This is a genomic window from Polynucleobacter sp. AP-Nickl1-40-C4 (genome assembly GCF_035012665.1).
Taxonomy (GTDB): Bacteria; Pseudomonadota; Gammaproteobacteria; order Burkholderiales; family Burkholderiaceae; genus Polynucleobacter.
Map to the genome: position 1 here is coordinate 114565 of NZ_JAYGQR010000003.1, position 22365 is coordinate 136929.

Sequence of the window (22365 nt, forward strand, 5' to 3'; positions counted from 1 at the left end):
GGGATCCGAGGATCCCGCGCTTAAAACTAGGCAGCCAACTAGGGCCGCCCAGTGAGGGGTAAATCTACTGATTAAGACTCGTAAGCAGTCTCACCGTGTGAGCTGATATCCAAGCCTTCGCGCTCTTCTTCTTCCTTAACGCGCAAACCAATCACGATATCGATCAATTTGAAGGCTACGAAAGAAACTACGCCAGACCAAATTACAGTGGTAATCACGCCTTGAGCCTGGATCCACAATTGGCTAGCAACAGAGTAATCAGGAGCAACTGCATTGGCTACATAATCCCAGATACCTGTTCCACCCAAAGCTGGGTCAGCGAATACACCAGTCAATAATGCACCAGTAATACCACCTACACCATGAACACCAAACACGTCCAAGCTGTCATCTGAACCCAAAATCTTCTTGAGACCAGTAACACCCCAGAGGCAGATTACGCCAGCGATAACACCGATTACGATTGCACCCATTGGGCCAACGAAACCAGCAGCAGGAGTAATTGCAACTAAACCAGCTACGCAACCAGATGCAGCACCTAACATTGATGGCTTACCTTTGAGAACCCACTCAGCAACTGACCAACCCAATACAGCAGCAGCGGTAGCTAAATAAGTATTCACGAATGCCAAGGCAGCGCTACCGTTTGCTTCAAGAGCTGAACCAGCATTGAAACCAAACCAGCCGAACCACAAGAGAGCAGCGCCAGACATTACATAAACTAAGTTATGTGGCTTCATTGCTTCTTTGCCGTAGCCCAAACGCTTGCCGATTACAAAGGAACCAACCAAACCAGCGATCGCAGCATTGATATGCACAACGGTACCACCAGCAAAGTCGAGAACACCTTTTTGCCACAACCAACCAGCACGAGCAGTAATCGCTTCGAGTGATGCAGCATCTTTGATGTCATCTGGACCAGGCCAGAACCAAACCATGTGAGCGATTGGCAGGTAGCTCAAAGTGAACCAAATCACCATGAATACCAAGATTGCAGAGAACTTAGCGCGCTCAGCAAAAGAACCAATGATCAAGCAGCAAGTAATAGTTGCGAACACCGCTTGGAAAGCCATAAATACATACTCAGGAATCACAACACCCTTACTAAAGGTTGCTGCTACTGAGTCTGGATTCATACCGCCCAAGAAGAGGCGATCTAATCCACCGATGAATGCTCCGCCTTCCGTGAATGCAAAGCTATAGCCATAAATCGCCCATAGCACTGAAATCAAAGAGAAGACCATGAAACATTGCATACAGATAGACAAGATGTTCTTGCTACGTGTCAAACCACCGTAGAACAACGCCAAGCCAGGAAGAGTCATCAACAGCACTAATGCTGTACAGACCATCATCCAAGCAGTGTCACCTTTATTGCACTTTTCAGAGCAAAGAACAGGAGCAGGTTCTGCAGCAGCAGGAGTAGCAGCAGGAGCTGTTACAGCTGGTTTTTTTACTTCATCAGCATGCGCTGGCGAAGTAACCATTACACCAGTAGCGCCAATAGCCAAAGCCATAGCACCACCAGCAACGAGTCGTTTCATCCAAGTTAACATTTTGAACCTCTCTTTAAAGTGCTGACGCGCCGGTTTCACCGGTGCGAATACGAATGACGTGCTCAACTGGAGAGACAAAAATCTTGCCATCGCCAATCTTGCCAGTACGTGCTGATTTTTCAATTGCTTCAATCGCACGCTCCAAGATGCCATCTTCAACAGCAGCTTCAATTTTTACTTTAGGTAAAAAGTCGACAACATACTCAGCACCACGATACAACTCGGTGTGACCTTTTTGACGACCAAAGCCTTTAACTTCAGTGACGGTAATGCCCGAAACTCCCACTTCCGAGAGAGCTTCGCGCACTTCGTCAAGCTTGAAGGGCTTGATGATTGCGGTAATTAATTTCATGTGTTTCTCCGTTCAGAGTGGAAATTAGAAAGTTTTTGTCAAAGCTACAACTGCGTTAGCACGACCAGCGTTGCCGCCGTTAGGAGTTGTGTACATGTAGTTACCGCCTGTCTTAGCTACAGAAGTACCAGTGTAGTAAGCGGTACCTGACAAGCCACCACCAAAGTCCTTAGTGAAACCAAACTTCCAGTCAGCATAGCTTAAGTTGTATGTACCAGCCATGCTAGCAGGATTGCCATTAGCAGCAAGCTGGGCTACAGAAGAAACAGTATTGTTTGGAACATACTGGTAGCCAACGTGACCAACCAAGCCAACTCCGTAGAAACCAGTGTCATAGTTTGCTGTCAAATCTGGGTAAAAAGAACCTTTAGAGTTATAGATACCGAAGAGGTTACTCAAGGCATATGAGAATTTGAAGAAACCAGTTACAGGACCAGCAGTAAAGTTTTGTGCCGCATAAACTTCCGTTGTACTTGGGGATGAGCCTGAAGCTTGACGATAAGTTGGGTTACCTTGAATTTGAGTTCCAGTAGGTGCATTGGCAAACATCCCTGAAACTGGGTAGTAGTACTGCAATACGCCAAAGTCAGAGGCAAAACCTTCGCCGATTAACTCCTTCTTGAAACCAGCATAAAAGTCCATTTCGATTGGAGCTGTAACAGCGCCAGTGCCGCTTCCAGGCTTAGAACCACCACCACCGTATTGGTCGCTGATCCAGCTAATATTTGAGTTCCAGTTACCTACATAGAAACCGCTCTCATGCGCGTAGTCAAAGCCACCTTGAATCGCTGGCTTGTTATTGGTTTGTGTCAAACCACGATAGATATAGTTGCTTGCAACAGTTACGTTAGCAGTGATTGGGCTTACTTCTGGTGCTGCTGGCTCGTCAGCTGCGAATGCTGCAGTTGAAAGGCCTGCCAACAAAGCTACTGCTGCCGCAGAGATTGCTGTCTTTTGCAAAGTTTTCATGAACTACTCCTTACTGGTTGTAATAAAAAAATGGGTTGAATGCTTATTGCATGGGGTGATATTGAATCCCCAGGGGTTCATGGCCTTGTCACAAATCCCCTAAATAAGGCAAATGCTCTTTTTTGGTGCTAAATATTGCACCGAATGAGTGAATATGGGGCATTTTTCGGGTTTTAACCCCTTTTTGGGCAGTTTTACGCATACAACTTAAAATACAAATGTGTATCTTTTCTGCAACTCTCAATAGAACTGCGAACCCTCATCATGCAAAAACCAGGCGAAATCCTCGAGCAAATCCAACGTATCGCGAACGATATGCAAAACAAGGTTGGTGATGCCATTCGCAATTCGCCAGCTCAAGAAATTGAAAAGAATGTACGCGCCATGATGAATCAAGGATTTCAGAAAATGGATTTGGTAACACGCGAGGAATTTGATCTTCAAAGCAAAGTGCTTGCTAAGACACGTGAAAAGTTAGAAGCGCTTGAAGCTAAAGTTGCTGCACTAGAAAAACAATAATTAAATGATCTTCTCTTCAGACTACTCTGGAGAAAAATCACTAAAGAAGTTTTCATACTCTTCTTTAGACAATAAAGTTTTTACATTCTCCGTGCCTGCATTCATATGCAGGACTGATATTTGATAAACCCAGATATCACCATTCAACGCAACTCGATTAATCCAACGAACGCGCATGAGTTGCTGTGATTTACCGTTGGATTCCAAATCCAGAAAATAATCTTTGATCGGTAAACGCTGTCGATCTGTTGTTTTATAAAAAGCATCCTCAACAATGACATCGCCACCAGATGCTTTTGCCCTATCAATTAAGTTAGCCTGTAATTGCGAAAGTAACTTGCTTAGTGAGGCACTTTGATTGGCCGGCAACTGGATAGTGCTGACCGAGTAAATATCATCATCAATTTTTACCGCTTCAAGTGTCTGTAAAAGTTCTTGATCAAGATAAGGAATGCGGCGCTCTAACTTATCTGGTTTGCCAGGAAATAAAGCGGTATATCTTTCTTGCGGCGCTTGGACTGTACGCCAATCTAATTTAGGACTACATGCAATGAGAAAAATGAAGGTCGCTAGTAAGGTAGCGGCCTTAGAAACCAGTCTAAACAACCCCTGCTCCATGCGCTTGTTGATCTGCGTGATAGCTTGAGCGCACCATAGCGCCTACAGCCGCATGAGAAAAGCCCATTTCATAAGCCTTTTCTTCAAACATCTTAAAGACGTCGGGATGAACGTAACGCGTAACAGGTAGATGATGTCCTGACGGGGCGAGATACTGACCAATAGTGAGCATGTCGATATTGTGCTCACGCATATCGCGCATCACATCTAAGATTTCTTCATCTGTTTCACCAAGGCCCACCATCAAACCGCTTTTAGTAGGGACATGAGGAAAGCGCTCTTTAAAATCTTTCAAGAGCTTTAAAGAATGCAAATAATCTGCACCCGGTCTAGCCTGTTTATATAAACGTGGCACTGTTTCGAGGTTGTGATTCATCACATCAGGCAAACCACTAGGCGCATGCTCAGCAAAAATATCCAACGCTTTATCTAGACGACCACGGAAATCTGGCACCAACACTTCAATTCGGGTATTTGGGGAGAGTCCGCGTGATTGAGAAATACAATCAACATAGTGCATTGCGCCACCATCACGAAGATCATCACGATCTACGCTTGTAATCACCACATAGTTCAGTTTGAGAGCGGCAATAGTGCGCGCTAAATTAGCAGGCTCTTTTTCATCAAGAGGATCTGGTCTGCCATGTCCTACGTCACAGAATGGACAACGACGCGTGCACTTGTCCCCCATGATCATGAATGTGGCAGTCCCTTTACCAAAACATTCACCAATATTGGGGCAGCTGGCCTCTTCGCAAACGGTTACCAATTCGTTCTCGCGCAAAATCTTTTTAATTTCAGAAAAGCGGGAATTATTAGAGGCCGCCTTCACCCGAATCCAGTCAGGCTTTTTCAATACCTCTGTTAAAGGAATGATTTTGATCGGAATGCGCGCAGTCTTCTCGCTTGATTTTTGTTTACGTGATGCGTCGTAATTGAGGTCTTGGCGGGCCTCGATAGGTGTCTTGGTGTCAGGCTTATTTGTAGTCATGATGGCATCAGTTGCTTTTGTAAATGCTGCAAAAGCCTTTGGCTAATAGTGTCTATATTGTCCTTGATCCCAAGAGTTTGCATGTCGACTGTCTTTAAACCCTCATACCCACAGGGGTGGATGCGCTTGAATGCCTCTAAATCGGTGGCCACATTCAGGGCTAGACCATGATAGGAGCAGCTTTTGGAGACTTTGAGGCCCAAGGCAGCCACCTTGGCGCCAATCCATTCTGAGGGCACTCCTGACTGCTCAGAGACATAAATTCCCGGAGCCCCCGGATGTCTTTCAGCCTTAATCCCAAAATCGGCCAACGTATCTATCAGCGCCTGCTCTATACGAGAGACCAATTCTTTTACAAAGATCCCTAGACGCTTTAGATCTAGCAAAAGATAAACCACGATTTGGCCTGGCCCGTGATACGTAATCTCTCCACCCCGATCCACTTGCACGAGTGGAATTTGATTGCTGGGTGAATGCAAGTTACCCGCATCGCCTGCCAAACCTAAAGTGAAAACAGGGGGATGTTCTAAGACCCAAATTTCATCGGGCGTTTCACTAGTACGCTCTTTAGTAAAAAGTTTCATCGCCTCATATGTAGAGGCGTAATCTGCTAAACCCAGTTGTTTTACTAAAGCTGCCATGAATTCAATTACAGAACAACACTAACCAATGGATGGGTGGACAAGGTTCTATACAACTCATCTAACTGTTCACGGCTAGTCGCAGTAATTGGCAAAGTAATGCCTAAATAATTTCCATCCTTAGAAGGACGCTGCTCGACCTTACTCTCATCAAACGTAGGATCAAATTGTTTGGCAATATGCACTATCGCTGGAAGATATTCTGGGTTTGCTTTACCCATGACCTTGATAGGAAATAATGATGGGTACTCGATTAATGATTTTTCTTCGGCCATATAGTCTTTCTATTTCTAATTACTTACGATGATCTGGCATGCCTAACCACGCGCCAGTAATGATGTTGCGAATGCAATGTAGGCGGCGATGGAAAAAGTGATCTGCGCCAGGCACTACTTGCACAGTCAACTCTTGCGGACGCGCCCAATCTAAAACATCAATCAAGGGAATGGTTTCATCCAGTTCCCCATGAATCAAAATCGTATCGGCAGGCACTGGGGCCAGAGTCCATTTGCCTGCAGCACTACCCACCATCACTAGGCGCTCAGCTGGACGGCCTAATTCTGAAAGCCGTTGCACTAAGTGACTACCAACAAAGCTTCCAAAAGAAAAACCTGAAACTACTAGCGGCAGCGTATTGGCATCCCCTACCCAGGATTGATTCGCAGTTGCTTCAAATTGACTCCAACTTGATGGTGTCCGCATCCAATCGGTTACATGAAGCAAGTCCTCTAACTCACCAACGCCATCGTCATGAACACCTTCGGTTCCGCCTACACCGCGAAAGTTTGGGCGCACGCTAACGTAACCTAACTGATTAAAAGCACGCGCCATGGTTTGAGCTACCTTGTTATCCATCGTACCGCCCATCAAAGGATGGGGGTGAGCAACGAGGGCCAAGCCACGGACAGCAAATGCAGGATCATTTTTTAATTCATCCGGCAGATCAATAGACATTTCCATTGATCCGACAATGCCTTCAATCTGAATTACTTTTGTACGGCTATTCATAAAAAACTTTCAACTCTCTGAAATGACTAAGCTAATTGCAAGCGCTCTACTGGACGACCTGCGATTAAATGGGACTGGATAATTTCTTCAACATCATCCACATCAACCATGGTGTACCAAATACCCTCTGGATAGATAACCATGACTGGGCCATCAGCACAGCGATCCAAGCATCCCGCCTTATTCACCCGAATTTTTCCTGGGCCCGCAAGACCAAGCTCTTTCACTCTTTTCTTGGCGTAGTCAAACAAGGCAAAAGCATTATGTTGATCGCAACAATCTTCACCATTGGCGCGCTGATTGAGACAAAAAAATAGGTGATGTGAAAAACTCATAAAAAAATTATATTCATCAATGTTTCGGTTTAAATTCCACGGCACTTCGAACCATCCAAATCAGTGCCAGAGGTAACCATACTACGGAAACCCATTGCATCAACTCATTAAAGTGCAATAGGCGCCCTTGATACCAGTGTCTGAGCGTCAAAATGAAATATGGATTGTCAGGCAAAACATTGACCGCTATTGTGGTTCCCAGCAAGCAAATCAAAGCTAACCAAAACTTAGTCATTTGCTTGAGCTTTAACGTCCATCTTAATAAGATGCCGCCTATTACCATTCCCCATAGAGCTCCAGCCGTAAGCCAGATCAAACTAAACTCAGCGCCAAATTGAAGGGCGGTAAATAGAGTCTTCACCATCACGGTTAGACCAAGCAGTCCATTGAGAATGCGCCACTGGGGGGCTTTGGCACGCATTCCCAGAGAGAGCAACAAGGCCACTCCAAGCCAGCATAGGGAGGTGATTACCGCCTCTTGAATGACCTGATTAATCACCACAGTACCCCAATCGACCGAGCCAAATATGGCATGGCCCCATACACCTGTGCCAAGCCAAGAGCTTTGTGGATAAATTTGTGACCAGGGAAACAATAAGAACAGGGCACACGCTGCCCAATTAAGGCCAAACCATTGATCAAAGCGCCGACGAATTGCGCTTCCAGAAAGCCATTGTGGCCCTAGAGGAATCGCTAATAAGCCGCCTAACAGTCCTCCCAATATATTGGCCCACCAGTCCATCTGACTCGGTATGCGAGTAGGCAGCCAAGACTGCAAAGTTTCTACACCTAGTGCCAGGCCAGCACTCAAGCTAAGGGCCATTCCAAGAGCTACGTAGTTACGCCAACGAGGATAGGCAGCAAACACTACCAAAAATCCAAAGGGAATATAAGCCAAGATATTGACCGATACATCAAATAAAGTCATAAAACGTGGCAAGGGAGCATCCAACCACGCCCAAGCAGAGATCCCATTCTGAAAATCAAAGTCAAAGGGGTTTAGGCTTACATAGATGATCAAAAGCGCGTAGCTTAAGCTCATAGCCCTCGCTAAAGGCATAGCCTGTAGTGGCCATACTAGCTTCCGAGGTCGTTGATCTTTTTGATCCATCCCACAATTCTAGGTCAGACCTTTCTACAATGGCGGAATGACTGCAAATTGCATCCTTGAGCGCGTTACCGAGACTAGATCCACCAATGACGATCTGATGAGTCGCTGGCGTGCAGGGGAACTCATTGATCCGGTGGCTCGGATTGCCCACAAACAAACTGCGGGCAAAGGCAGGGCAGGCCGAGCATGGCTAGCCAACCCCGAGGACTCTCTTTGCTTCTCTCTCGCATTTTCATTTAAAAGAACTCCGGCCGAACTCAGCGGACTCAGCTTATTAGTTGGCCTTGCAGTGATAGAAGGAATTGCACAAGCTTGCAACCTGAGCGAGGAAGAACTTCAAAAGGCTGGCCTGCAACTGAAGTGGCCCAATGACTTATTGCTGAATAACCATAAACTCGGCGGCATCCTCATTGAGGGCGGCCAAGCAAAAGCGGGTGATCCTACTTGGATGATTATTGGGGTTGGTATTAACTTGCGCAATCCAGAAGCAATAGAAGCAAACCTGGATACTGGACTCAAAGTGGGCTCACTTGCTCAGCTGACAAGCTCACTTCCTGATACCGAATATCTCTGGCTCAAACTGATTGCTTCACTCGAACACAATCTTGCCGAATTTGACCTGCATGGATTTAAGGCTTGTAAAGAACGTTGGATGGGCTGGGATGCCTATCGAGAGCAATCTGTATGCATTTCTGGCGCTGGTAAAGATCCTATTCATGGAATTGCAAAAGGTGTGGATGGGACGGGGGCATTACTATTGCAAAAAGAAAACAAATTCATCGCCATTCATGCGGGTGATGTTTCATTGCGGATTCAATCATGAGCCTTTATTTATTTTTTGATGTTGGTAATACGCGCCTGAAGTGGGCGGCTGTAGAGTCAACACAAAATCCTAGCGCTCAACAAAAAAAGTTATGGGCATACTCAGGCTCTATTAGTAGCAAGTCTTTGCAATCAGCAGAGCATCGAGCCGAGTTGGCGGACTATATTTCTAAAACCTTACCGAAGCCTGCAGCTATTGGCTTTGCCTGCGTTGCTGGCCAGGAAGCGATTGCCAATCTCAAATCACTGTTCCCGCAATGGAATGACCTGGATTGGAAACAACTTGCTGGCAATAGTGCTTACACAGGAATGCGTAGCCTGTATCAAGATCCCAGCAAGCTCGGCGCTGACCGCTGGGCCGCTCTGATTGGGGCGCGCGCCTTATCAAATAAAAACACCTTGATTGTGAATGCCGGTACTGCCACCACCATCGACTTATTGGGTTCTAACGGCGTACATTATGGCGGATGGATTTTGCCTGGCTTAGGATTAATGCAAGAAAGTCTGGCAAGTAATACTGCGCAGTTAGGCTTGGCGAAGCGTGCGGAACATCATGGATTTGGATGCTCTACCAATGACGCAATTATCGGAGGATGTGATGCGGCGCAAATTGGCGCAATCCTCTATGGCATACAACATGCAAAAGAGTTAAATTTTCCCATCGAAAAAATTTGGCTTGATGGCGGCAACGCCAAAGTCCTAGCGCAAGAAATTACAAAAACTAATTTACCAATCAAGCAATCCGTGGAAGTAACTGAAGGATTAGTACTTCGCGGTATCTGGGCGTGGTTACTGCAAAGCCTCTAAGAGCGGATCTTACCCAACAGGCTTGTAGTTGAGCGCTCATATAGGAAAGGTATCGCAACTGCTTTACCACCCCAACTTTTTACCAGATGGGTTTCTGCCAAAGTGTCGATATCGTAATCACCACCCTTGACGTAAATATCAGGACGAATTTTTTCAATCAAATTGACTGGTGTTTGTTCGGTAAACAACACAGTCATATCCACGCTTTCCAATGCAGCTAATAAAGCCTGGCGATCAGCCTCTGAATTAATGGGTCTGTCATCGCCTTTACCCAACATCTTCACTGAGGCATCAGAATTCACGCCCACCACCAAGCTAGCCCCTAGGGCACGAGCCTGGGCCAAATAACTGGCATGGCCACGGTGCAGGATATCGAAGACTCCATTAGTAAAGACCAATGGTCTAGGAAGATTTTCCAGGCGAGTAGCAAGCTGTTCTGGTGAGCAGACTTTTGCTTCAAAAGAAGGGGGTGGCAAATGACTCATAACCCAATATTAATGGCAATCTTGCGAGGCCAGCGATATTACCCAGAATGTCTTAGACTTGGCTTCTCACTCGTGAATAAAAAAGGTGCAATATGCCCCGTTTTGTAATGAACTGCCTATTTGGGCTAATTGCATTCTTATCTGGATTTCAGCTTGCCAATGCTGCGCCGACTTGCAGCCCCCTGCTCTCCCATACTTTTCCTCGCTTGCAGGATGAAGCGCCGCAAAACCTTTGCCAATATCAAGGGAAAGTCATATTGGTAGTCAATACAGCCAGCTTTTGCGGCTTTACCAGCCAATATGAGGGTCTTGAGAAGATTTACGCTAAATACAAAGATCAAGGCTTTGTCATTCTGGGCTTTCCCTCGAATGACTTTGGACAACAGGAGCCTGGTAGCAATAAAGAGATTGCCGATTTCTGCAAGAACACCTATGACGTGAAATTTCCAATGTTTGCTAAGAGCACGGTTTCTGGCGTTAACCCAAACCCCCTATTTAAGATGTTGATTGCCAAAACTGGCACAACTCCAAAGTGGAATTTTTATAAGTATTTAATCGATCGAAATGGTAATGTGGTTGATTCGTTTGGAAGCGTTACCAAACCCACCAGTAGCAGCATTACAAATGAAATTGAAAAGCTTTTAGGAGAAAAAGCTCAGTGAGTAAAAAAAGAATTGCCATTATTGGCGCAGGCATCTCTGGGTTAGGCTGTGCCTACGCCTTAAGACAACATCCTGAATTTGAAATCACCTTGTATGAAGCTGGCGATCACATTGGTGGCCACAGCAATACTGTTGATATCACTTGCAATATCGGTGGAAATGAAATCACACACGGTGTAGACACTGGTTTCTTGGTATTTAACCGTAAGACTTATCCACGGCTCGTTCGTTTATTCGAAGAAATTCAAGCGCCAGTAGCCCCCTCAGAAATGTCTTTTTCTGTATCGATTGATACCGCCAGTAAATCTGGGGCGGTGAAAAAGATTGAATGGGCTGGTAACGACATCAATTCTTTTTTTGGACAAAGATCCAATCTCCTATCTCCATCATTTTGGAGAATGGCTTATGACATCATGCGTTTTAATCGTTTGGCCACTCAGTTAGCACATGACCAAATTGAAGCTGGTCATCAATACAAAGAGCCTGATGAAAAAATTGCCGATTTTTTAAAACGTCATCGCTTTAGCCAAAGCTTTAAAGAAAATTACTTTCTACCGATGATCGGCGCCATCTGGTCTTGTTCAGTCGAGCAGATGCTCGAGTTTCCTATTCAAACTATGGTGCGCTTCTGCCATAACCATGGCCTACTACAAATCCAAAATCGTCCGCAATGGTTGACCATCAAGGGTGGCTCACGAGAGTATGTAAAGCGACTTGTAGCGGCACTAGAAAAGCATGGTGTGGCCATTAAAAGGGAATGTGTCCTGAAAGTAAATACAGGTCATGATGGCGGGCAAGTTGAGGTTATTAGCCAAGCTGGCTCTGCCCATTTCGATGAAGTCATCATGGCTTGTCATAGCGATCAAACGCTAGATTTAGTGCATGGCATTGATCAACAGGCCAGAAATATCCTGGCATCAGTTCCATACCAAAAGAATCGAGCAATATTACATACCGATATTCGTTTCTTGCCAGATGCAAAACGTTGCTGGGCTGCCTGGAATTACACCGCTAAATCCGGCGCCAAACCCAATACAAAACAACATGTCAGCGTTAACTACTTAATTAATCGCCTACAACCGCTGCCAGACCAACTTCAAGATACCCAAATTATTGTGAGCTTAAATCCCTCGGAAGAGCCAGATCCAAATCTTGTGCATCAAGAGATTCATTATTCACATCCTGTCTTTGATATGAGTGCAATTCAAGCGCAGAAGGAGCTTCCTTTAATTCAGGGCACATCATCAATTTGGTACTGCGGCGCCTGGACGGGATTTGGATTTCATGAAGATGGTTTGCGCTCCGGCGAATTAGTGGCAGAAGCTTTAATTGAAAGCATTCGCCTGCCGATCAAAACCAAACAAGATGTGTAGTTAATGTCAGATGCCAAAATTAACTTTGGAGTAGTAAAACACCAGCGCTTGCGGCCGGCTAAGAATGCTTTTGGTTATGGAGTATTTACCGTCTCCATCCCTATGCGTGCTCGTAGCACTAATCCAAATTTACTGAGTCAAAACGGCTTAAGCGATAACCGTTGGGGCCTCTGTGCATTTTTTGATAAGGACCATGGCCAAGGAGAGTCAAATAGCCTTGCTTGGATCGAAAAGATCCTGACTGACAATCATGTACAAGATGTCGATGGAGAAATTTGGCTACAGACTTTTCCTAGGGTGTTAGGTTACGTCTTTAATCCGGTGAGCTTTTGGATCTGCACGCGCGCTGATGGCAAAGTACAAGCGGTACTAGCTGAAGTTAACAATACCTTTGGTGAGCGTCATTGCTATCTATTGCACAAAGATTCGGGCGAGGTGTTGCACTCTGGCGAAACACTCAGCAGTAAAAAGGTATTTCACGTTTCACCATTTTGTGCGGTGCGTGGTGACTACCATTTCCGCTTCTTGTTTCCGCAAGATAGTACTAGCGGCAAAAATAATGTTTGTCGCATTGAGCTACATGAGGACGGGCAACCCCTTATTAATACCAGCATCAGTGGCACCAGCCGCTCATTAAGTCGGGCCAATGTCATTCTGGCGCTACTGCGCTACCCATTAATGAGCTTGGGTGTCATTTTCCGTATACATTGGCAAGCATTGAAATTGTGGGTAAAAGGTGTACCCTTTCACTCAAAGCCTAAACCACCAGAACTTGAAGTTAGCAGATGAACCGCCCAGGACAAACCCTTCTTTCCAGACTAAATTTTTCTCGCCCACAAGGGCGGGATAGTGCTTCGCCGCAACACCAAATTAAGGCTAAGGCACTGCTAACCCTGCTGACAAAGCTAAGCAGTGGTCATTTAAAACTCATCCTTCCCAATGGCGAGAAGCGCGAGTTTGGCATTCAAAGCGATCAATTACATGCTGAAATTCATATCTTGGAGTGGTCTGTATTTAAAGAGATCATGTCCCATGGAGATATTGGTTTTGCCGAGAGCTATATTCAAGGCAAATGGAATACTCCCGACCTCAAAGTACTGCTTGAGTTGGCCATACGCAACCGAACCATTTTAGAAAAAGCGATTTATGGCAATTGGTACGGATCGATTTTTTACCGCCTGAAACACTGGCTGCGAGATAACAGCAAAGCAGGTAGCCGTAAGAATATTCATGCGCACTATGACCTGGGTAATGCTTTTTATACGCTGTGGCTTGACCCCACGATGAGTTACTCGAGCGCCTGGTTTTCTGAAGGCAGTCAGCAAGTCCTAGCTGATGCACAGCGCGCAAAGATTGGACGCATTCTAGATTCTTTAAAAACTGCACCAGGGGATCACATACTTGAAATTGGCTGTGGCTGGGGTGGCGTCATGGAGGAATCTCTTCGTAACAATAGAGCTATTACTGGCCTAACTCTTTCTACAGAGCAAAAAGTATTTGCAGAGAAACGTTTGCTAGAAGTGCAAGCTCAAGTTGCCAACCCCCCTGGATTTGAAGTCCGCCTTCAAGACTATCGTGATTGCCAAGAAAAATTTGATGGTATTGCTTCCGTCGAAATGTTTGAAGCAGTCGGAGAAAAGCATTGGCCAGAGTATTTTGAAACGATTGCTGATTGTCTCAAAGCAGGTGGCAAAGCTTGCATCCAGACGATTGTGATTGCAGAAGATCTTTTTGATCGATACAGGCGCAATACTGACTTTATTCAGCAGTATGTATTTCCTGGAGGTATGCTGCCCTCTAGAGCAAGCTTTAAAGCAAGCGCTGCTAAAGCTGGGTTGCGAATTGATGACGAGTTCGCCTTTGGCGGAGATTACGCAAGAACTCTTTGCTTGTGGCGCGATAGCTTTAATCAAAAACTGCAAGAAGTACGTCAACTTGGCTTTGATGAAGCATTCATACGCCTTTGGAACTTCTACCTCATGTATTGCGCCGCCGGCTTTACTGAGCATAATATCGACGTAGTGCAATTCACTCTGAGTCATCAACCATCACCAGCATCTTCTGATGCACTAGGCACATGAAACAAAGCGGAATAGACCACTTTTCAGGCAAAAGAGTCTGGGTCATAGGCGCATCCAGCGGCATTGGCGAAGCTTGTGCGAAAACCCTTCTTCTCAAGGGCGCTAAAGTAGCGCTTTCCAGCCGAAGAGCTGAACGATTAAATGAAATTGCCCTCACTGGAACGATTGATCAAAGCCTAGTCATTCCTATCGACGTTACTGATGATGCGCAACTCCAGGATGGCTATAAAACGATTTTGAACGCCTGGGGCGGAATTGATCTCCTGCTCTTTGTATCGGGCGTATACACCCCATTGCGAGCAGCTTATTTTGATTTCAAGATTGCTGAAAAAACAATCGATGCAAATCTTCTGGGGCCTATGAGAGCAGTTGCATTAGTAATGCCAGAGATGCTAAAGGCTCACTCGGGACATATTGCCATCGTGGGTAGCGTTGCAGGGTATAGCGGCCTGCCAAAAGCCTTGGCATATGGCCCAAGTAAAGCTGCCATCATTAACTTTTGCGAGAATTTATATTACGACTTGTTGCCGACAGGAGTCAGTATGCACATGATCTCGCCAGGATTTGTGGCTACTGAGGCTACTGCAAAAAATGACTTTGAAATGCCAGCTTTAATTAGTGCCGAGGAAGCAGCCAGCGAGATATTGACCGGTATTCAGAGGGGGGAATTCGATATTCACTTCCCTAAGCGATTCACAAGATTCTTAAAGTTTCTGAGAATCTTGCCTTACCCAATCTACTTTTGGATTGTGCGCCGCTTCGTCAAAATTTAAGCAGCGTTTAAGTATTACGCAGCAACCCATTTTGAAGTTACTGCTTGTACTTGTCTTTACGAATTTTGTCTTCTAAATAATCCATTACTGCGATTGCTTTAGCTTTAGATCCAGCAATGGATGGTGATGTCACATACTTACCTTGCATCACAATCGTTGGCACCCCATCGATACGATAGGCTTCGGTTAATTGCTTAGCGGCACGCGCTTTAGAAACCACTGCAAAAGAGCGATAGGTTGCTAAGAAAGTATTACGATCAACCCCTTGAGATGCGACCCAATCCGCGATCTCCGCCTCCGTCAAGAGGTGCTTATTTTCTTTATGTATTGCGTACATGACTTTTTCGTTTAGAGCATCAGCTTTGCCCATCGATTCGAGCGCGTAATACATTTGGCTATGGGGCAAGAAGTCATCACGGAAAGCTACGGGGACTCTTTTGAAGACAACATCCTTAGGCTGGCGCTTTACCCAGCTACTGAGCTCTGGCTCAAAGTCGTAGCAATGCGGGCAGCCGTACCAAAAGAATTCAATAACCTCTACTTTTCCCTTGGTTTCGACCGGCTGTGCAACAGGCAATATGCGGTAATCAAAGCCTTCTTCGATTTTTTGAGCTTGTGCACTAGCAAAGCCACTTAAAGAAAGCAGCGCTAATAAAGTAATAAATTTTTTGCTGAATGAAATCATGATTTACTGGATTTGATTAAAGTTGGTTTAATGCCCATGCCACTCAATTTGTCTCGCACTGAGTTGCTCTCTTCAACGCTGTTATATGGACCTACCCGGACGCGCCAAAGAGTATTGCCGTCACTCGTGACTTCACTTAACTGGGCTTGAATTCCCTGGATTGCTAAATTCGCTTTTTGCGCATCTGCATCAGCACGCTTCGTAAACGCACCTACTTGTAAGAAATAAATGGCATCTGATTTGCTTGCAGGGGATGCGTCCGATGGCTTATCAGGAGTTTTCTTGCCATTTACCAAATCTCCAATCGGATCGGGTGATGCAGGAGCGGGTGATTTACCCTGGAGCGGCTTATTTAAATCAACTGGTTCAGCAGGAGCGCCTGATTCACCTTCAGCAGGTGCTGCAGAAGGTTTAATGGTCAAAGGCAGACTAGGGGCACGCATCCCCGGTCTTTCTTGAGGGGTATTTTTAGAAAGATAAAAGGCGATGACAAAGGCGATTCCAAGGCCGACACCCAAACCCAAAATAAAGCCGAGAATAGTGCCGCCGTATTGGGAGTTTTGTTGATTCGGTGTTTTCATCATTTCCTCATCTTACATCTTCACTTCATACCTCGCCATTACATCTTTATTGGCGCTGATACCCCGAGTACTTTTAAGCCATTTTGCAGAACCTGGCGGGTTGCCAGTAGCAATGCAAGACGCGCTTGCTTTAAGTTTTGGTCGTCAACCAAGACGCGATCCGCGTTATAGAAAGTATGGAAATCACCCGCTAAGTCACGCAGGTAAAAAGCCAAGGCATGCGGTGCTAATTCTTCGGCAGCAGCGGTCAGAACTTCTGGGTATTCTGCCAAACGACGCAGTAAATGATCCGATGCTTTGCTCTGTAAGAGCGATAAATCGGCCGTAGCTAAATCCGATATTTGGCCACCCCACTGTTGCAAGATTGAATTAATTCGCGCGTGCGCATACTGAACATAGAACACTGGGTTCTCATCGTTTTGCTGCAAGGCTAAATCAATATCAAAAACGAACTCGGTATCTGCCTTACGCGAGATCAAGAAAAAGCGCACAGCATCACGACCACGCTGCAAAGCCAATTCTCTCTCTTCAGGCGTCATCTCTGGAGTAACGCCACCAGACCATTCCACCAAATCACGCACAGTGACATATGAGCCCGCACGCTTAGAAATTTTGACTTCTTCACCATGGCGCATAACCGTAACCATCTTATGCAGCACATACTCTGGATACGTTTTAGGAATATCCCAGCCGCGCTTCTGCGCTACACCTTGCAGGCCCGAGCGTACACGGGCAATGGTGCCGTGGTGATCGCTACCCTGCACATTAATCACTTTCTGAAAGCCGCGATTCCACTTGCTGGTGTGATACGCCACATCAGGCACAAAGTAGGTAAAGCTACCATCTGACTTACGCATCACGCGATCTTTATCGTCACCATCATCCGTACTCTTCAACCAGAGCGCGCCTTCGGATTCATAGGTCTTGCCAATGCTTTGTAAGTCGCCAACAATTTGTGCAACACTACCGTCGGTATATAGAGAGGACTCTAAGTAATAGCAATCAAATTTCACGCCAAAAGTTTTTAAATCAATGTCTTGTTCATTACGCAAATAAGCAACCGCAAATTGGCGAATAGCTTCAAGATCATCTTTAAATTCTGGAGAAGTTTTAAATGCGCTAGCAATCTCCGCAATATATTCACCGTTATACGCCTGCTCAGGCCACTTGGCATCACCTGGCTTCAAACCCTGTAAGCGAGCTTGAACAGACAAGGCTAAATTCTCAATCTGTACACCGGCATCGTTGTAATAAAACTCACGATGCACTTTGATTCCCTGGGTGGCTAATAAATTAGCTAAGGCATCACCCAGCGCTGCTTGTCTACCGTGGCCAACATGCAATGGGCCAGTTGGATTGGCAGAGACAAACTCAATCATGGCGCTTGGCGCAGACAGACCGTCCTGCACAGACTCACCAAAATGAGTTCCTGCAGAAAGGATCTCCTGAACTACAGCAGTCTTAGCAGCATTGCTAAGGCGGAAATTAATGAAGCCAGGGCCAGCGATGTCACAGGATGCAATCAGCTCATTAAAGCCTACTTGCTGCTGCAAGCGCTCTACCAAAGCCTGTGCCAGCTCACGCGGGTTCAGCTTCCAAGCCTTTGCTAGCTGAAGGGCGATATTACAAGCGACATCACCATGGTCAACAGCCTTGGGACGCTCCAAACGGGGGGTAGGAGCCTCCCCTAGGTCGCGCTCCTGAGCCAAGCCTGCAAGTGCAGCACTCAGCATTTCAATTAAACGATTTTTATTGGTTAACAACATAGATAAGTGAGTTTATCAGGTGGTAAGCTATCGAAATGATCTATCAATTTCGCTCAAAGGCTGGTCCAGATGTCATCATGCTGGCGGATCTGACTAAACGAATTTTTGATATTTTGGGGCGCCCCCTGGAGCCTCGCGGAATTTTGACCGCTGAGCAACTTCCTGACCTCATCACTGCCCTAGAAACTGCCATCCTCAAAGATCTTGAGGAGCGGGCTAAAGCAAATGACGAGTCCGAGAAGGGCGCTGAGAAGCCTAAGCTGGCCGATCGCCTTGGGCAGCGAGCCTACCCGTTCCTAGAGCTCATGAAGCAGTCCAAAGCCAAAGACGAGCCCGTTATGTGGGGCGTTTAATCAAGCAAGCTCGCTAGCTGGCGACGGGTGTCCTCAATACTTTGCCCACGGCGCTTAGCCAAGTCTTCAACCTGATCATCGGATAGCTTGCCCACATTAAAGTAGCGCGCATCCGGATGAGCAAGATAGAAACCGCTCACGCTTGAAGCTGGATTCATGGCCATTGACTCGGTCAGAGTCATGCCAATATCTTCAGAGCCAATGACTCGTAATAAATCCTCTTTAACTTCATGTGCAGGGCAGGCTGGGTAACCAGGTGCCGGACGAATACCGCGGTATTCTTCATTGATCATTTGATCGTTTGTCAAAATCTCATCTGTTGCATAGCCCCATAAGTCTGTACGCACTCGATGGTGCATCAGCTCAGCAAAAGCTTCAGCTAATCTGTCAGCCAAGGCCTTCAACATAATGGCGCTGTAATCATCGTGCTTTGCCTGAAACTCAGCCACTTTCTTTTCAACACCATGACCGGTGGTCACTGCAAAACAACCCAGGTAATCAGCCACGCCGGAGTCCTTTGGCGCAACATAGTCTGCCAAACAACGATTAGGTCTGCGAACACCTTCTACAACAGGGCGCTCGGACTGCTGTCGCAAGTTATGCCATACAAACAAAGGATGCTCTCGTGCTTCATCACTATACAAAACGATATCGTCACCAACGGTATTGGCTGGATAGAAAGCCACCACCGCATCGGCTTGTAACCATTGCCCCTTAATCAGCTTATCAAGCAAGGCTTGGGCGTCTGTAAAGACTTTGCGTGCTTCAACACCAACTACTTCATCATCCAAGATCGCCGGAAACTTTCCAGCTAAATCCCAGGTCTGAAAGAATGGTGTCCAGTCAATATATTTAGCAATATCGCTCAGTGCAAAGTTTTTAAATACGCGACGGCCAATGAACTTCGGCTTCTCTGGAACATAAGCAGACCAGTCGATCATCTCGCGGTTCTTGCGCGCTGCCTCTAAAGAAATTGTTGGCGCCGCTTTCTTATTGGCGTGCTGTTCACGAATGCGTACATAGTCGTCACGCAAATCTTGAATAAATTTCTTAGCGCTCTCATCCGAAAGCAGGCTAGAAGCCACTGAAACTGAACGAGATGCGTCAGGCACATACACCACAGGGCCATCGTAGTGTGGGGCAATCTTCACCGCTGTGTGAACACGTGAAGTTGTTGCGCCACCAATCATCAGCGGAATTTGACGTTCACGGAACCAATCATCACGTTGCATCTCTTGCGCAACATAAGTCATTTCTTCTAGCGAAGGTGTAATCAATCCAGATAAACCAACAATATCTGCATTCTCTTCTTTGGCACGCTTGAGAATCTCTGCACAAGGAACCATCACACCCATATTGGCTACTTCAAAGTTGTTACATTGCAGAACAACAGTCACAATATTTTTACCGATATCGTGCACGTCGCCCTTCACGGTTGCCATGACAATCTTGCCCTTAGCTTTGGCTTCACCGCCTGCTGCAATATGTTGGCGCTTTTCTTCTTCGATGTACGGAATCAAGATGGCAACCGCTTGTTTCATCACGCGGGCGCTTTTGACTACCTGAGGCAAGAACATCTTGCCCGCACCAAACAAGTCGCCCACGACATTCATACCATCCATCAGAGGGCCTTCAATGACCTCAATAGGTCTGCCGCCAGCGCCCATAATTTCTGCGCGCAACTCTTCGGTATCTTCTTCGATAAAGGTGGTGATGCCATGCACTAGGGCATGCGTTAGACGCTCGCGTACTGGGGCTTCGCGCCATACCAGATTTTCTACTTGCTTAGCGCCACCGCCCTTAAATTGATCAGCAATATCGAGCAAACGCTCGGTAGGTGTTTTGCCATCTTTTTCTTTAAAGCGATTGAGAACAACGTCCTCAACACGCTCACGCAACTCAGGATCCAAATCAGCGTAAACACCCAACTGACCAGCGTTCACAATACCCATGTCCATGCCAGCCTGAATGGCGTGATACAAGAACACCGTATGAATCGCTTCGCGCACACGGTCATTACCGCGGAATGAGAAGCTCACATTGGAAACGCCGCCGCTAACCTTAGCACCCGGTAGGTTTTCTTTAATCCAGCGGGTGGCATTAATAAAGTCGACCGCATAGTTGTCGTGCTCTTCAATGCCGGTAGCAATTGCAAAAATATTCGGATCAAAAATAATGTCTTCTGCTGGGAATCCAATCTCGTTTACCAAGATCTCATAGCAGCGCCGACAGATTTCTGTCTTACGCTTAAAGGTATCAGCTTGCCCTACCTCGTCAAAAGCCATCACCACTGAGGCAGCACCATAACGACGGATTAAACGCGCTTGCTTTCTGAAGGACTCCTCACCCTCTTTTAAGGAGATCGAGTTCACAATTGGCTTACCTTGAATACACTTCAGACCCGCTTCAATCACGCTCCACTTGGAGGAGTCGATCATGATGGGAACACGAGCAATATCAGGCTCAGAAGCGATTAAGTTGAGGAAGCGTGTCATAGCCGCCTCAGAATCCAACATCGCTTCATCCATATTGATGTCGATGACCTGTGCGCCATTCTCAACCTGCTGACGCGCCACTACGAGCGCCTCATCAAATTGATTATTCAAAATCATTCTAGAAAATGCTTTTGACCCAGTGACATTGGTGCGCTCACCAATATTGACGAAGCCAACATCTGCTGTAACATTAAATGGCTCAAGACCAGAAAGCTTCATTGCTGGCATCGCTTTTTTCTCTATCTTGCTCATGCTGGTACCTCCGCATTCTCGCGATAGAAAGCGCGTGGCTTCCGTTTGGCAACCGCATTAGCAATTGCACGAATGTGATCGGGTGTCGTGCCGCAGCAGCCGCCTACTAAATTAACTAAGCCATCTTTAGCAAAACCATCTACTAGGCTAGAAGTGATTTCTGGGGTCTCATCAAAACCCGTATCACTCATCGGATTAGGCAAGCCCGCATTGGGGTAACAAGACACTGCCGCATCGCAAATTCTTGCTAGCTCTGCAATATAAGGGCGCATTAAAGCAGCGCCTAATGCGCAGTTCAAACCAAAGGTGAGTGGCTTGATGTGACGCAAACTATTCCAGAACGCCTCAACTGTTTGACCAGACAAAATACGTCCTGATGCATCTGTCACCGTTCCAGAAATCATTACCGGCAAACGCTCACCGGTCTCTTCAAAAAATTCATCGAGGGCAAAGAGTGCCGCTTTAGCATTGAGCGTATCGAAAATGGTTTCAACCAAAAATAAGTCGACGCCACCCGCAAACAATCCTTCAATCTGCTCACGGTACGAAGCACGTAATGCATCAAAGGTTACATTGCGCGCACCGGGATCATTAACATCTGGTGAAATACTTGCCGTCTTTGGTGTAGGACCAATCGCGCCCGCAGCAAAACGCGGTCTTTCTGGGGTGCTGTATTTTTCACAAGCTGCGCGCGCTAATTTGGCAGAGACTTCATTCATCTTACGAGCCAAGCCAGCCATTTTGTAATCCTCTTGCGCGACTGAAGTGGCGCCAAAAGTATTGGTCTCAATAATGTCTGCGCCAGCATCTAAATACTGCTCATGAATCTTGCTAATAATTTGTGGCTGAGTCAAAACCAAGAGTTCATTGTTACCTTTGACATCTCCAGGATGATCGGCAAAACGAGTATTTCCCGGCAAACCGCGATAGTCGGCTTCAGTTAACTTGTATTGCTGAATCATGGTGCCCATGGCGCCATCCAAAATGAGAATGCGCTGCTTCAAAAGCTCGGGAAGCTTTTGACCACGGGTATAGGGCTGGGACAAACCATTAGATTGCATTGTTAAACCGGGATTAATCTCTAGAATCCCTTATTCTATTGGAAAAGCCACTTTTCATTTACCCCGGAG

Annotated in this window: 25 protein-coding genes; 9 read left to right on the top strand and 16 right to left on the bottom strand. The window is 46.3% G+C overall.

Going from position 1 to position 22365, the window contains the following annotated elements:
• Positions 1–71: 71 nt before the first annotated feature.
• The 3 genes from VC182_RS05140 to VC182_RS05150 are packed head-to-tail and all read right to left on the bottom strand — an operon-like array spanning position 72 to position 2877.
• Positions 72–1556, bottom strand: coding sequence for an ammonium transporter (locus tag VC182_RS05140; RefSeq protein WP_072582661.1), 1485 nt, complete (start codon positions 1554–1556; stop codon positions 72–74).
• A gap of 13 nt (positions 1557–1569) precedes the next feature.
• Entirely contained in the window at positions 1570–1908 is a 339-nt protein-coding gene (locus VC182_RS05145) for a P-II family nitrogen regulator (RefSeq protein WP_011903792.1), read from the bottom strand.
• A 24-nt stretch (positions 1909–1932) separates the two neighbouring features.
• A complete protein-coding gene (locus VC182_RS05150; protein WP_323484700.1) occupies positions 1933–2877 on the bottom strand; it encodes a TorF family putative porin in 945 nt (314 codons plus the stop codon).
• A gap of 264 nt (positions 2878–3141) precedes the next feature.
• Here VC182_RS05150 and VC182_RS05155 point away from each other — a divergent pair, with 264 nt between their 5' ends.
• Positions 3142–3396: an accessory factor UbiK family protein gene (locus VC182_RS05155; RefSeq protein ID WP_072582658.1), complete on the top strand. Its 255-nt coding sequence runs from the start codon at positions 3142–3144 to the stop codon at positions 3394–3396.
• Positions 3397–3417: 21 nt separating this feature from the next.
• On the opposite strand, the gene VC182_RS05160 is transcribed toward VC182_RS05155, so the two are convergent.
• From VC182_RS05160 to VC182_RS05190, 7 genes are read right to left on the bottom strand one after another with little or no spacing between them, the layout of a single operon-like run.
• Positions 3418–4002: a hypothetical protein gene (locus VC182_RS05160; protein ID WP_323484701.1), complete on the bottom strand. Its 585-nt coding sequence runs from the start codon at positions 4000–4002 to the stop codon at positions 3418–3420.
• Positions 3995–5005, bottom strand: coding sequence for a lipoyl synthase (gene lipA, locus VC182_RS05165; RefSeq protein WP_416350575.1), 1011 nt, complete (start codon positions 5003–5005; stop codon positions 3995–3997). Before lipA ends, VC182_RS05160 begins: the two co-directional genes overlap by 8 nt.
• Positions 5002–5646, bottom strand: a complete 645-nt coding sequence (gene lipB / locus VC182_RS05170; RefSeq protein ID WP_323484702.1) for a lipoyl(octanoyl) transferase LipB — start codon at positions 5644–5646, stop codon at positions 5002–5004. Before lipB ends, lipA begins: the two co-directional genes overlap by 4 nt.
• Before the next feature lie 8 nt (positions 5647–5654).
• On the bottom strand, positions 5655–5921 hold the full coding sequence (locus tag VC182_RS05175; RefSeq protein WP_072582654.1) for a DUF493 family protein: 267 nt from the start codon (positions 5919–5921) through the stop codon (positions 5655–5657).
• Positions 5922–5940: 19 nt separating this feature from the next.
• Positions 5941–6654, bottom strand: a complete 714-nt coding sequence (locus VC182_RS05180; protein WP_323484703.1) for an alpha/beta hydrolase — start codon at positions 6652–6654, stop codon at positions 5941–5943.
• Between the two features lie 26 nt (positions 6655–6680).
• Positions 6681–6989, bottom strand: a complete 309-nt coding sequence (locus tag VC182_RS05185) for a ferredoxin (protein ID WP_323484704.1) — start codon at positions 6987–6989, stop codon at positions 6681–6683.
• A 16-nt stretch (positions 6990–7005) separates the two neighbouring features.
• Entirely contained in the window at positions 7006–8031 is a 1026-nt protein-coding gene (locus VC182_RS05190) for a VanZ family protein (RefSeq protein ID WP_323484705.1), read from the bottom strand.
• Positions 8032–8137: 106 nt separating this feature from the next.
• On the opposite strand from VC182_RS05190, the gene VC182_RS05195 reads away from it, so the two are divergent.
• Both VC182_RS05195 and VC182_RS05200 read left to right on the top strand, forming a co-directional pair.
• Positions 8138–8923: a biotin--[acetyl-CoA-carboxylase] ligase gene (locus VC182_RS05195; protein WP_323484706.1), complete on the top strand. Its 786-nt coding sequence runs from the start codon at positions 8138–8140 to the stop codon at positions 8921–8923.
• Positions 8920–9729, top strand: a complete 810-nt coding sequence (locus VC182_RS05200; protein WP_323484707.1) for a type III pantothenate kinase — start codon at positions 8920–8922, stop codon at positions 9727–9729. The genes VC182_RS05195 and VC182_RS05200 overlap by 4 nt, the downstream gene beginning before the upstream one ends.
• Here the strand turns inward: VC182_RS05200 and rfaE2 are convergent.
• Positions 9726–10214 carry a D-glycero-beta-D-manno-heptose 1-phosphate adenylyltransferase gene (gene rfaE2, locus VC182_RS05205; protein WP_323484708.1) on the bottom strand — a complete coding sequence of 163 codons (489 nt, stop codon included), beginning with the start codon at positions 10212–10214 and terminating at the stop codon, positions 9726–9728. The genes VC182_RS05200 and rfaE2 overlap by 4 nt on opposite strands.
• 107 nt (positions 10215–10321) lie before the next feature.
• Here rfaE2 and VC182_RS05210 point away from each other — a divergent pair, with 107 nt between their 5' ends.
• Genes VC182_RS05210 through VC182_RS05230 form a run of 5 tightly spaced genes read left to right on the top strand, consistent with a single transcriptional unit; the run spans position 10322 to position 15103 of the window.
• Positions 10322–10876 carry a glutathione peroxidase gene (locus VC182_RS05210; protein ID WP_416350577.1) on the top strand — a complete coding sequence of 185 codons (555 nt, stop codon included), beginning with the start codon at positions 10322–10324 and terminating at the stop codon, positions 10874–10876.
• Entirely contained in the window at positions 10873–12249 is a 1377-nt protein-coding gene (locus VC182_RS05215; RefSeq protein WP_323484710.1) for an NAD(P)/FAD-dependent oxidoreductase, read from the top strand. Before VC182_RS05210 ends, VC182_RS05215 begins: the two co-directional genes overlap by 4 nt.
• Before the next feature lie 3 nt (positions 12250–12252).
• The gene (locus tag VC182_RS05220; RefSeq protein ID WP_323484711.1) at positions 12253–13038 is read left to right on the top strand and encodes a DUF1365 domain-containing protein; all 786 of its coding nucleotides are present in this window, start codon (positions 12253–12255) and stop codon (positions 13036–13038) included.
• Positions 13035–14330 (top strand): cyclopropane-fatty-acyl-phospholipid synthase family protein, encoded by a 1296-nt coding sequence (locus VC182_RS05225; protein ID WP_323484712.1) that lies wholly within the window; start codon positions 13035–13037, stop codon positions 14328–14330. The genes VC182_RS05220 and VC182_RS05225 overlap by 4 nt, the downstream gene beginning before the upstream one ends.
• On the top strand, positions 14327–15103 hold the full coding sequence (locus VC182_RS05230) for an SDR family NAD(P)-dependent oxidoreductase (protein WP_323484713.1): 777 nt from the start codon (positions 14327–14329) through the stop codon (positions 15101–15103). The genes VC182_RS05225 and VC182_RS05230 overlap by 4 nt, the downstream gene beginning before the upstream one ends.
• Positions 15104–15140: 37 nt before the next feature.
• On the opposite strand, the gene VC182_RS05235 is transcribed toward VC182_RS05230, so the two are convergent.
• Genes VC182_RS05235 through argS form a run of 3 tightly spaced genes read right to left on the bottom strand, consistent with a single transcriptional unit; the run spans position 15141 to position 18135 of the window.
• Positions 15141–15788: a thiol:disulfide interchange protein DsbA/DsbL gene (locus VC182_RS05235; RefSeq protein WP_323484714.1), complete on the bottom strand. Its 648-nt coding sequence runs from the start codon at positions 15786–15788 to the stop codon at positions 15141–15143.
• A complete protein-coding gene (locus VC182_RS05240; protein WP_323484715.1) occupies positions 15785–16372 on the bottom strand; it encodes an SPOR domain-containing protein in 588 nt (195 codons plus the stop codon). Before VC182_RS05240 ends, VC182_RS05235 begins: the two co-directional genes overlap by 4 nt.
• A 35-nt stretch (positions 16373–16407) precedes the next feature.
• The gene (gene argS / locus VC182_RS05245) at positions 16408–18135 is read right to left on the bottom strand and encodes an arginine--tRNA ligase (RefSeq protein ID WP_323484716.1); all 1728 of its coding nucleotides are present in this window, start codon (positions 18133–18135) and stop codon (positions 16408–16410) included.
• 35 nt (positions 18136–18170) lie between these two features.
• Between argS and VC182_RS05250 the strand changes: the two genes are divergently transcribed.
• Entirely contained in the window at positions 18171–18488 is a 318-nt protein-coding gene (locus VC182_RS05250; protein ID WP_323484717.1) for a DUF1840 domain-containing protein, read from the top strand.
• On the opposite strand, the gene metH is transcribed toward VC182_RS05250, so the two are convergent.
• Both metH and VC182_RS05260 read right to left on the bottom strand, forming a co-directional pair.
• Positions 18485–21235 carry a methionine synthase gene (metH, locus tag VC182_RS05255; protein WP_323484718.1) on the bottom strand — a complete coding sequence of 917 codons (2751 nt, stop codon included), beginning with the start codon at positions 21233–21235 and terminating at the stop codon, positions 18485–18487. The genes VC182_RS05250 and metH overlap by 4 nt on opposite strands.
• A complete protein-coding gene (locus tag VC182_RS05260; RefSeq protein ID WP_323484719.1) occupies positions 21232–22296 on the bottom strand; it encodes a homocysteine S-methyltransferase family protein in 1065 nt (354 codons plus the stop codon). The genes metH and VC182_RS05260 overlap by 4 nt, the downstream gene beginning before the upstream one ends.
• Between the last annotated feature and the right edge of the window lie 69 nt (positions 22297–22365).

Bases quoted from the DNA above. Each gene is read 5' to 3' on its own strand.
- VC182_RS05140 (WP_072582661.1), bottom strand. From the start codon at position 1,556: ATGTTAACTTGGATGAAACGACTCGTTGCTGGTGGTGCTATGGCTTTG.
- VC182_RS05145 (WP_011903792.1), bottom strand. From the start codon at position 1,908: ATGAAATTAATTACCGCAATCATCAAGCCCTTCAAGCTTGACGAAGTG.
- VC182_RS05150 (WP_323484700.1), bottom strand. From the start codon at position 2,877: ATGAAAACTTTGCAAAAGACAGCAATCTCTGCGGCAGCAGTAGCTTTG.
- VC182_RS05155 (WP_072582658.1), top strand. From the start codon at position 3,142: ATGCAAAAACCAGGCGAAATCCTCGAGCAAATCCAACGTATCGCGAAC.
- lipA (WP_416350575.1), bottom strand. From the start codon at position 5,005: ATGACTACAAATAAGCCTGACACCAAGACACCTATCGAGGCCCGCCAA.
- lipB (WP_323484702.1), bottom strand. From the start codon at position 5,646: ATGGCAGCTTTAGTAAAACAACTGGGTTTAGCAGATTACGCCTCTACA.
- VC182_RS05175 (WP_072582654.1), bottom strand. From the start codon at position 5,921: ATGGCCGAAGAAAAATCATTAATCGAGTACCCATCATTATTTCCTATC.
- VC182_RS05180 (WP_323484703.1), bottom strand. From the start codon at position 6,654: ATGAATAGCCGTACAAAAGTAATTCAGATTGAAGGCATTGTCGGATCA.
- VC182_RS05185 (WP_323484704.1), bottom strand. From the start codon at position 6,989: ATGAGTTTTTCACATCACCTATTTTTTTGTCTCAATCAGCGCGCCAAT.
- VC182_RS05190 (WP_323484705.1), bottom strand. From the start codon at position 8,031: ATGAGCTTAAGCTACGCGCTTTTGATCATCTATGTAAGCCTAAACCCC.
- VC182_RS05195 (WP_323484706.1), top strand. From the start codon at position 8,138: ATGACTGCAAATTGCATCCTTGAGCGCGTTACCGAGACTAGATCCACC.
- VC182_RS05200 (WP_323484707.1), top strand. From the start codon at position 8,920: ATGAGCCTTTATTTATTTTTTGATGTTGGTAATACGCGCCTGAAGTGG.
- rfaE2 (WP_323484708.1), bottom strand. From the start codon at position 10,214: ATGAGTCATTTGCCACCCCCTTCTTTTGAAGCAAAAGTCTGCTCACCA.
- VC182_RS05210 (WP_416350577.1), top strand. From the start codon at position 10,322: ATGAACTGCCTATTTGGGCTAATTGCATTCTTATCTGGATTTCAGCTT.
- VC182_RS05220 (WP_323484711.1), top strand. From the start codon at position 12,253: ATGTCAGATGCCAAAATTAACTTTGGAGTAGTAAAACACCAGCGCTTG.
- VC182_RS05225 (WP_323484712.1), top strand. From the start codon at position 13,035: ATGAACCGCCCAGGACAAACCCTTCTTTCCAGACTAAATTTTTCTCGC.
- VC182_RS05230 (WP_323484713.1), top strand. From the start codon at position 14,327: ATGAAACAAAGCGGAATAGACCACTTTTCAGGCAAAAGAGTCTGGGTC.
- VC182_RS05235 (WP_323484714.1), bottom strand. From the start codon at position 15,788: ATGATTTCATTCAGCAAAAAATTTATTACTTTATTAGCGCTGCTTTCT.
- VC182_RS05240 (WP_323484715.1), bottom strand. From the start codon at position 16,372: ATGATGAAAACACCGAATCAACAAAACTCCCAATACGGCGGCACTATT.
- argS (WP_323484716.1), bottom strand. From the start codon at position 18,135: ATGTTGTTAACCAATAAAAATCGTTTAATTGAAATGCTGAGTGCTGCA.
- VC182_RS05250 (WP_323484717.1), top strand. From the start codon at position 18,171: ATGATCTATCAATTTCGCTCAAAGGCTGGTCCAGATGTCATCATGCTG.
- metH (WP_323484718.1), bottom strand. From the start codon at position 21,235: ATGAGCAAGATAGAGAAAAAAGCGATGCCAGCAATGAAGCTTTCTGGT.
- VC182_RS05260 (WP_323484719.1), bottom strand. From the start codon at position 22,296: ATGCAATCTAATGGTTTGTCCCAGCCCTATACCCGTGGTCAAAAGCTT.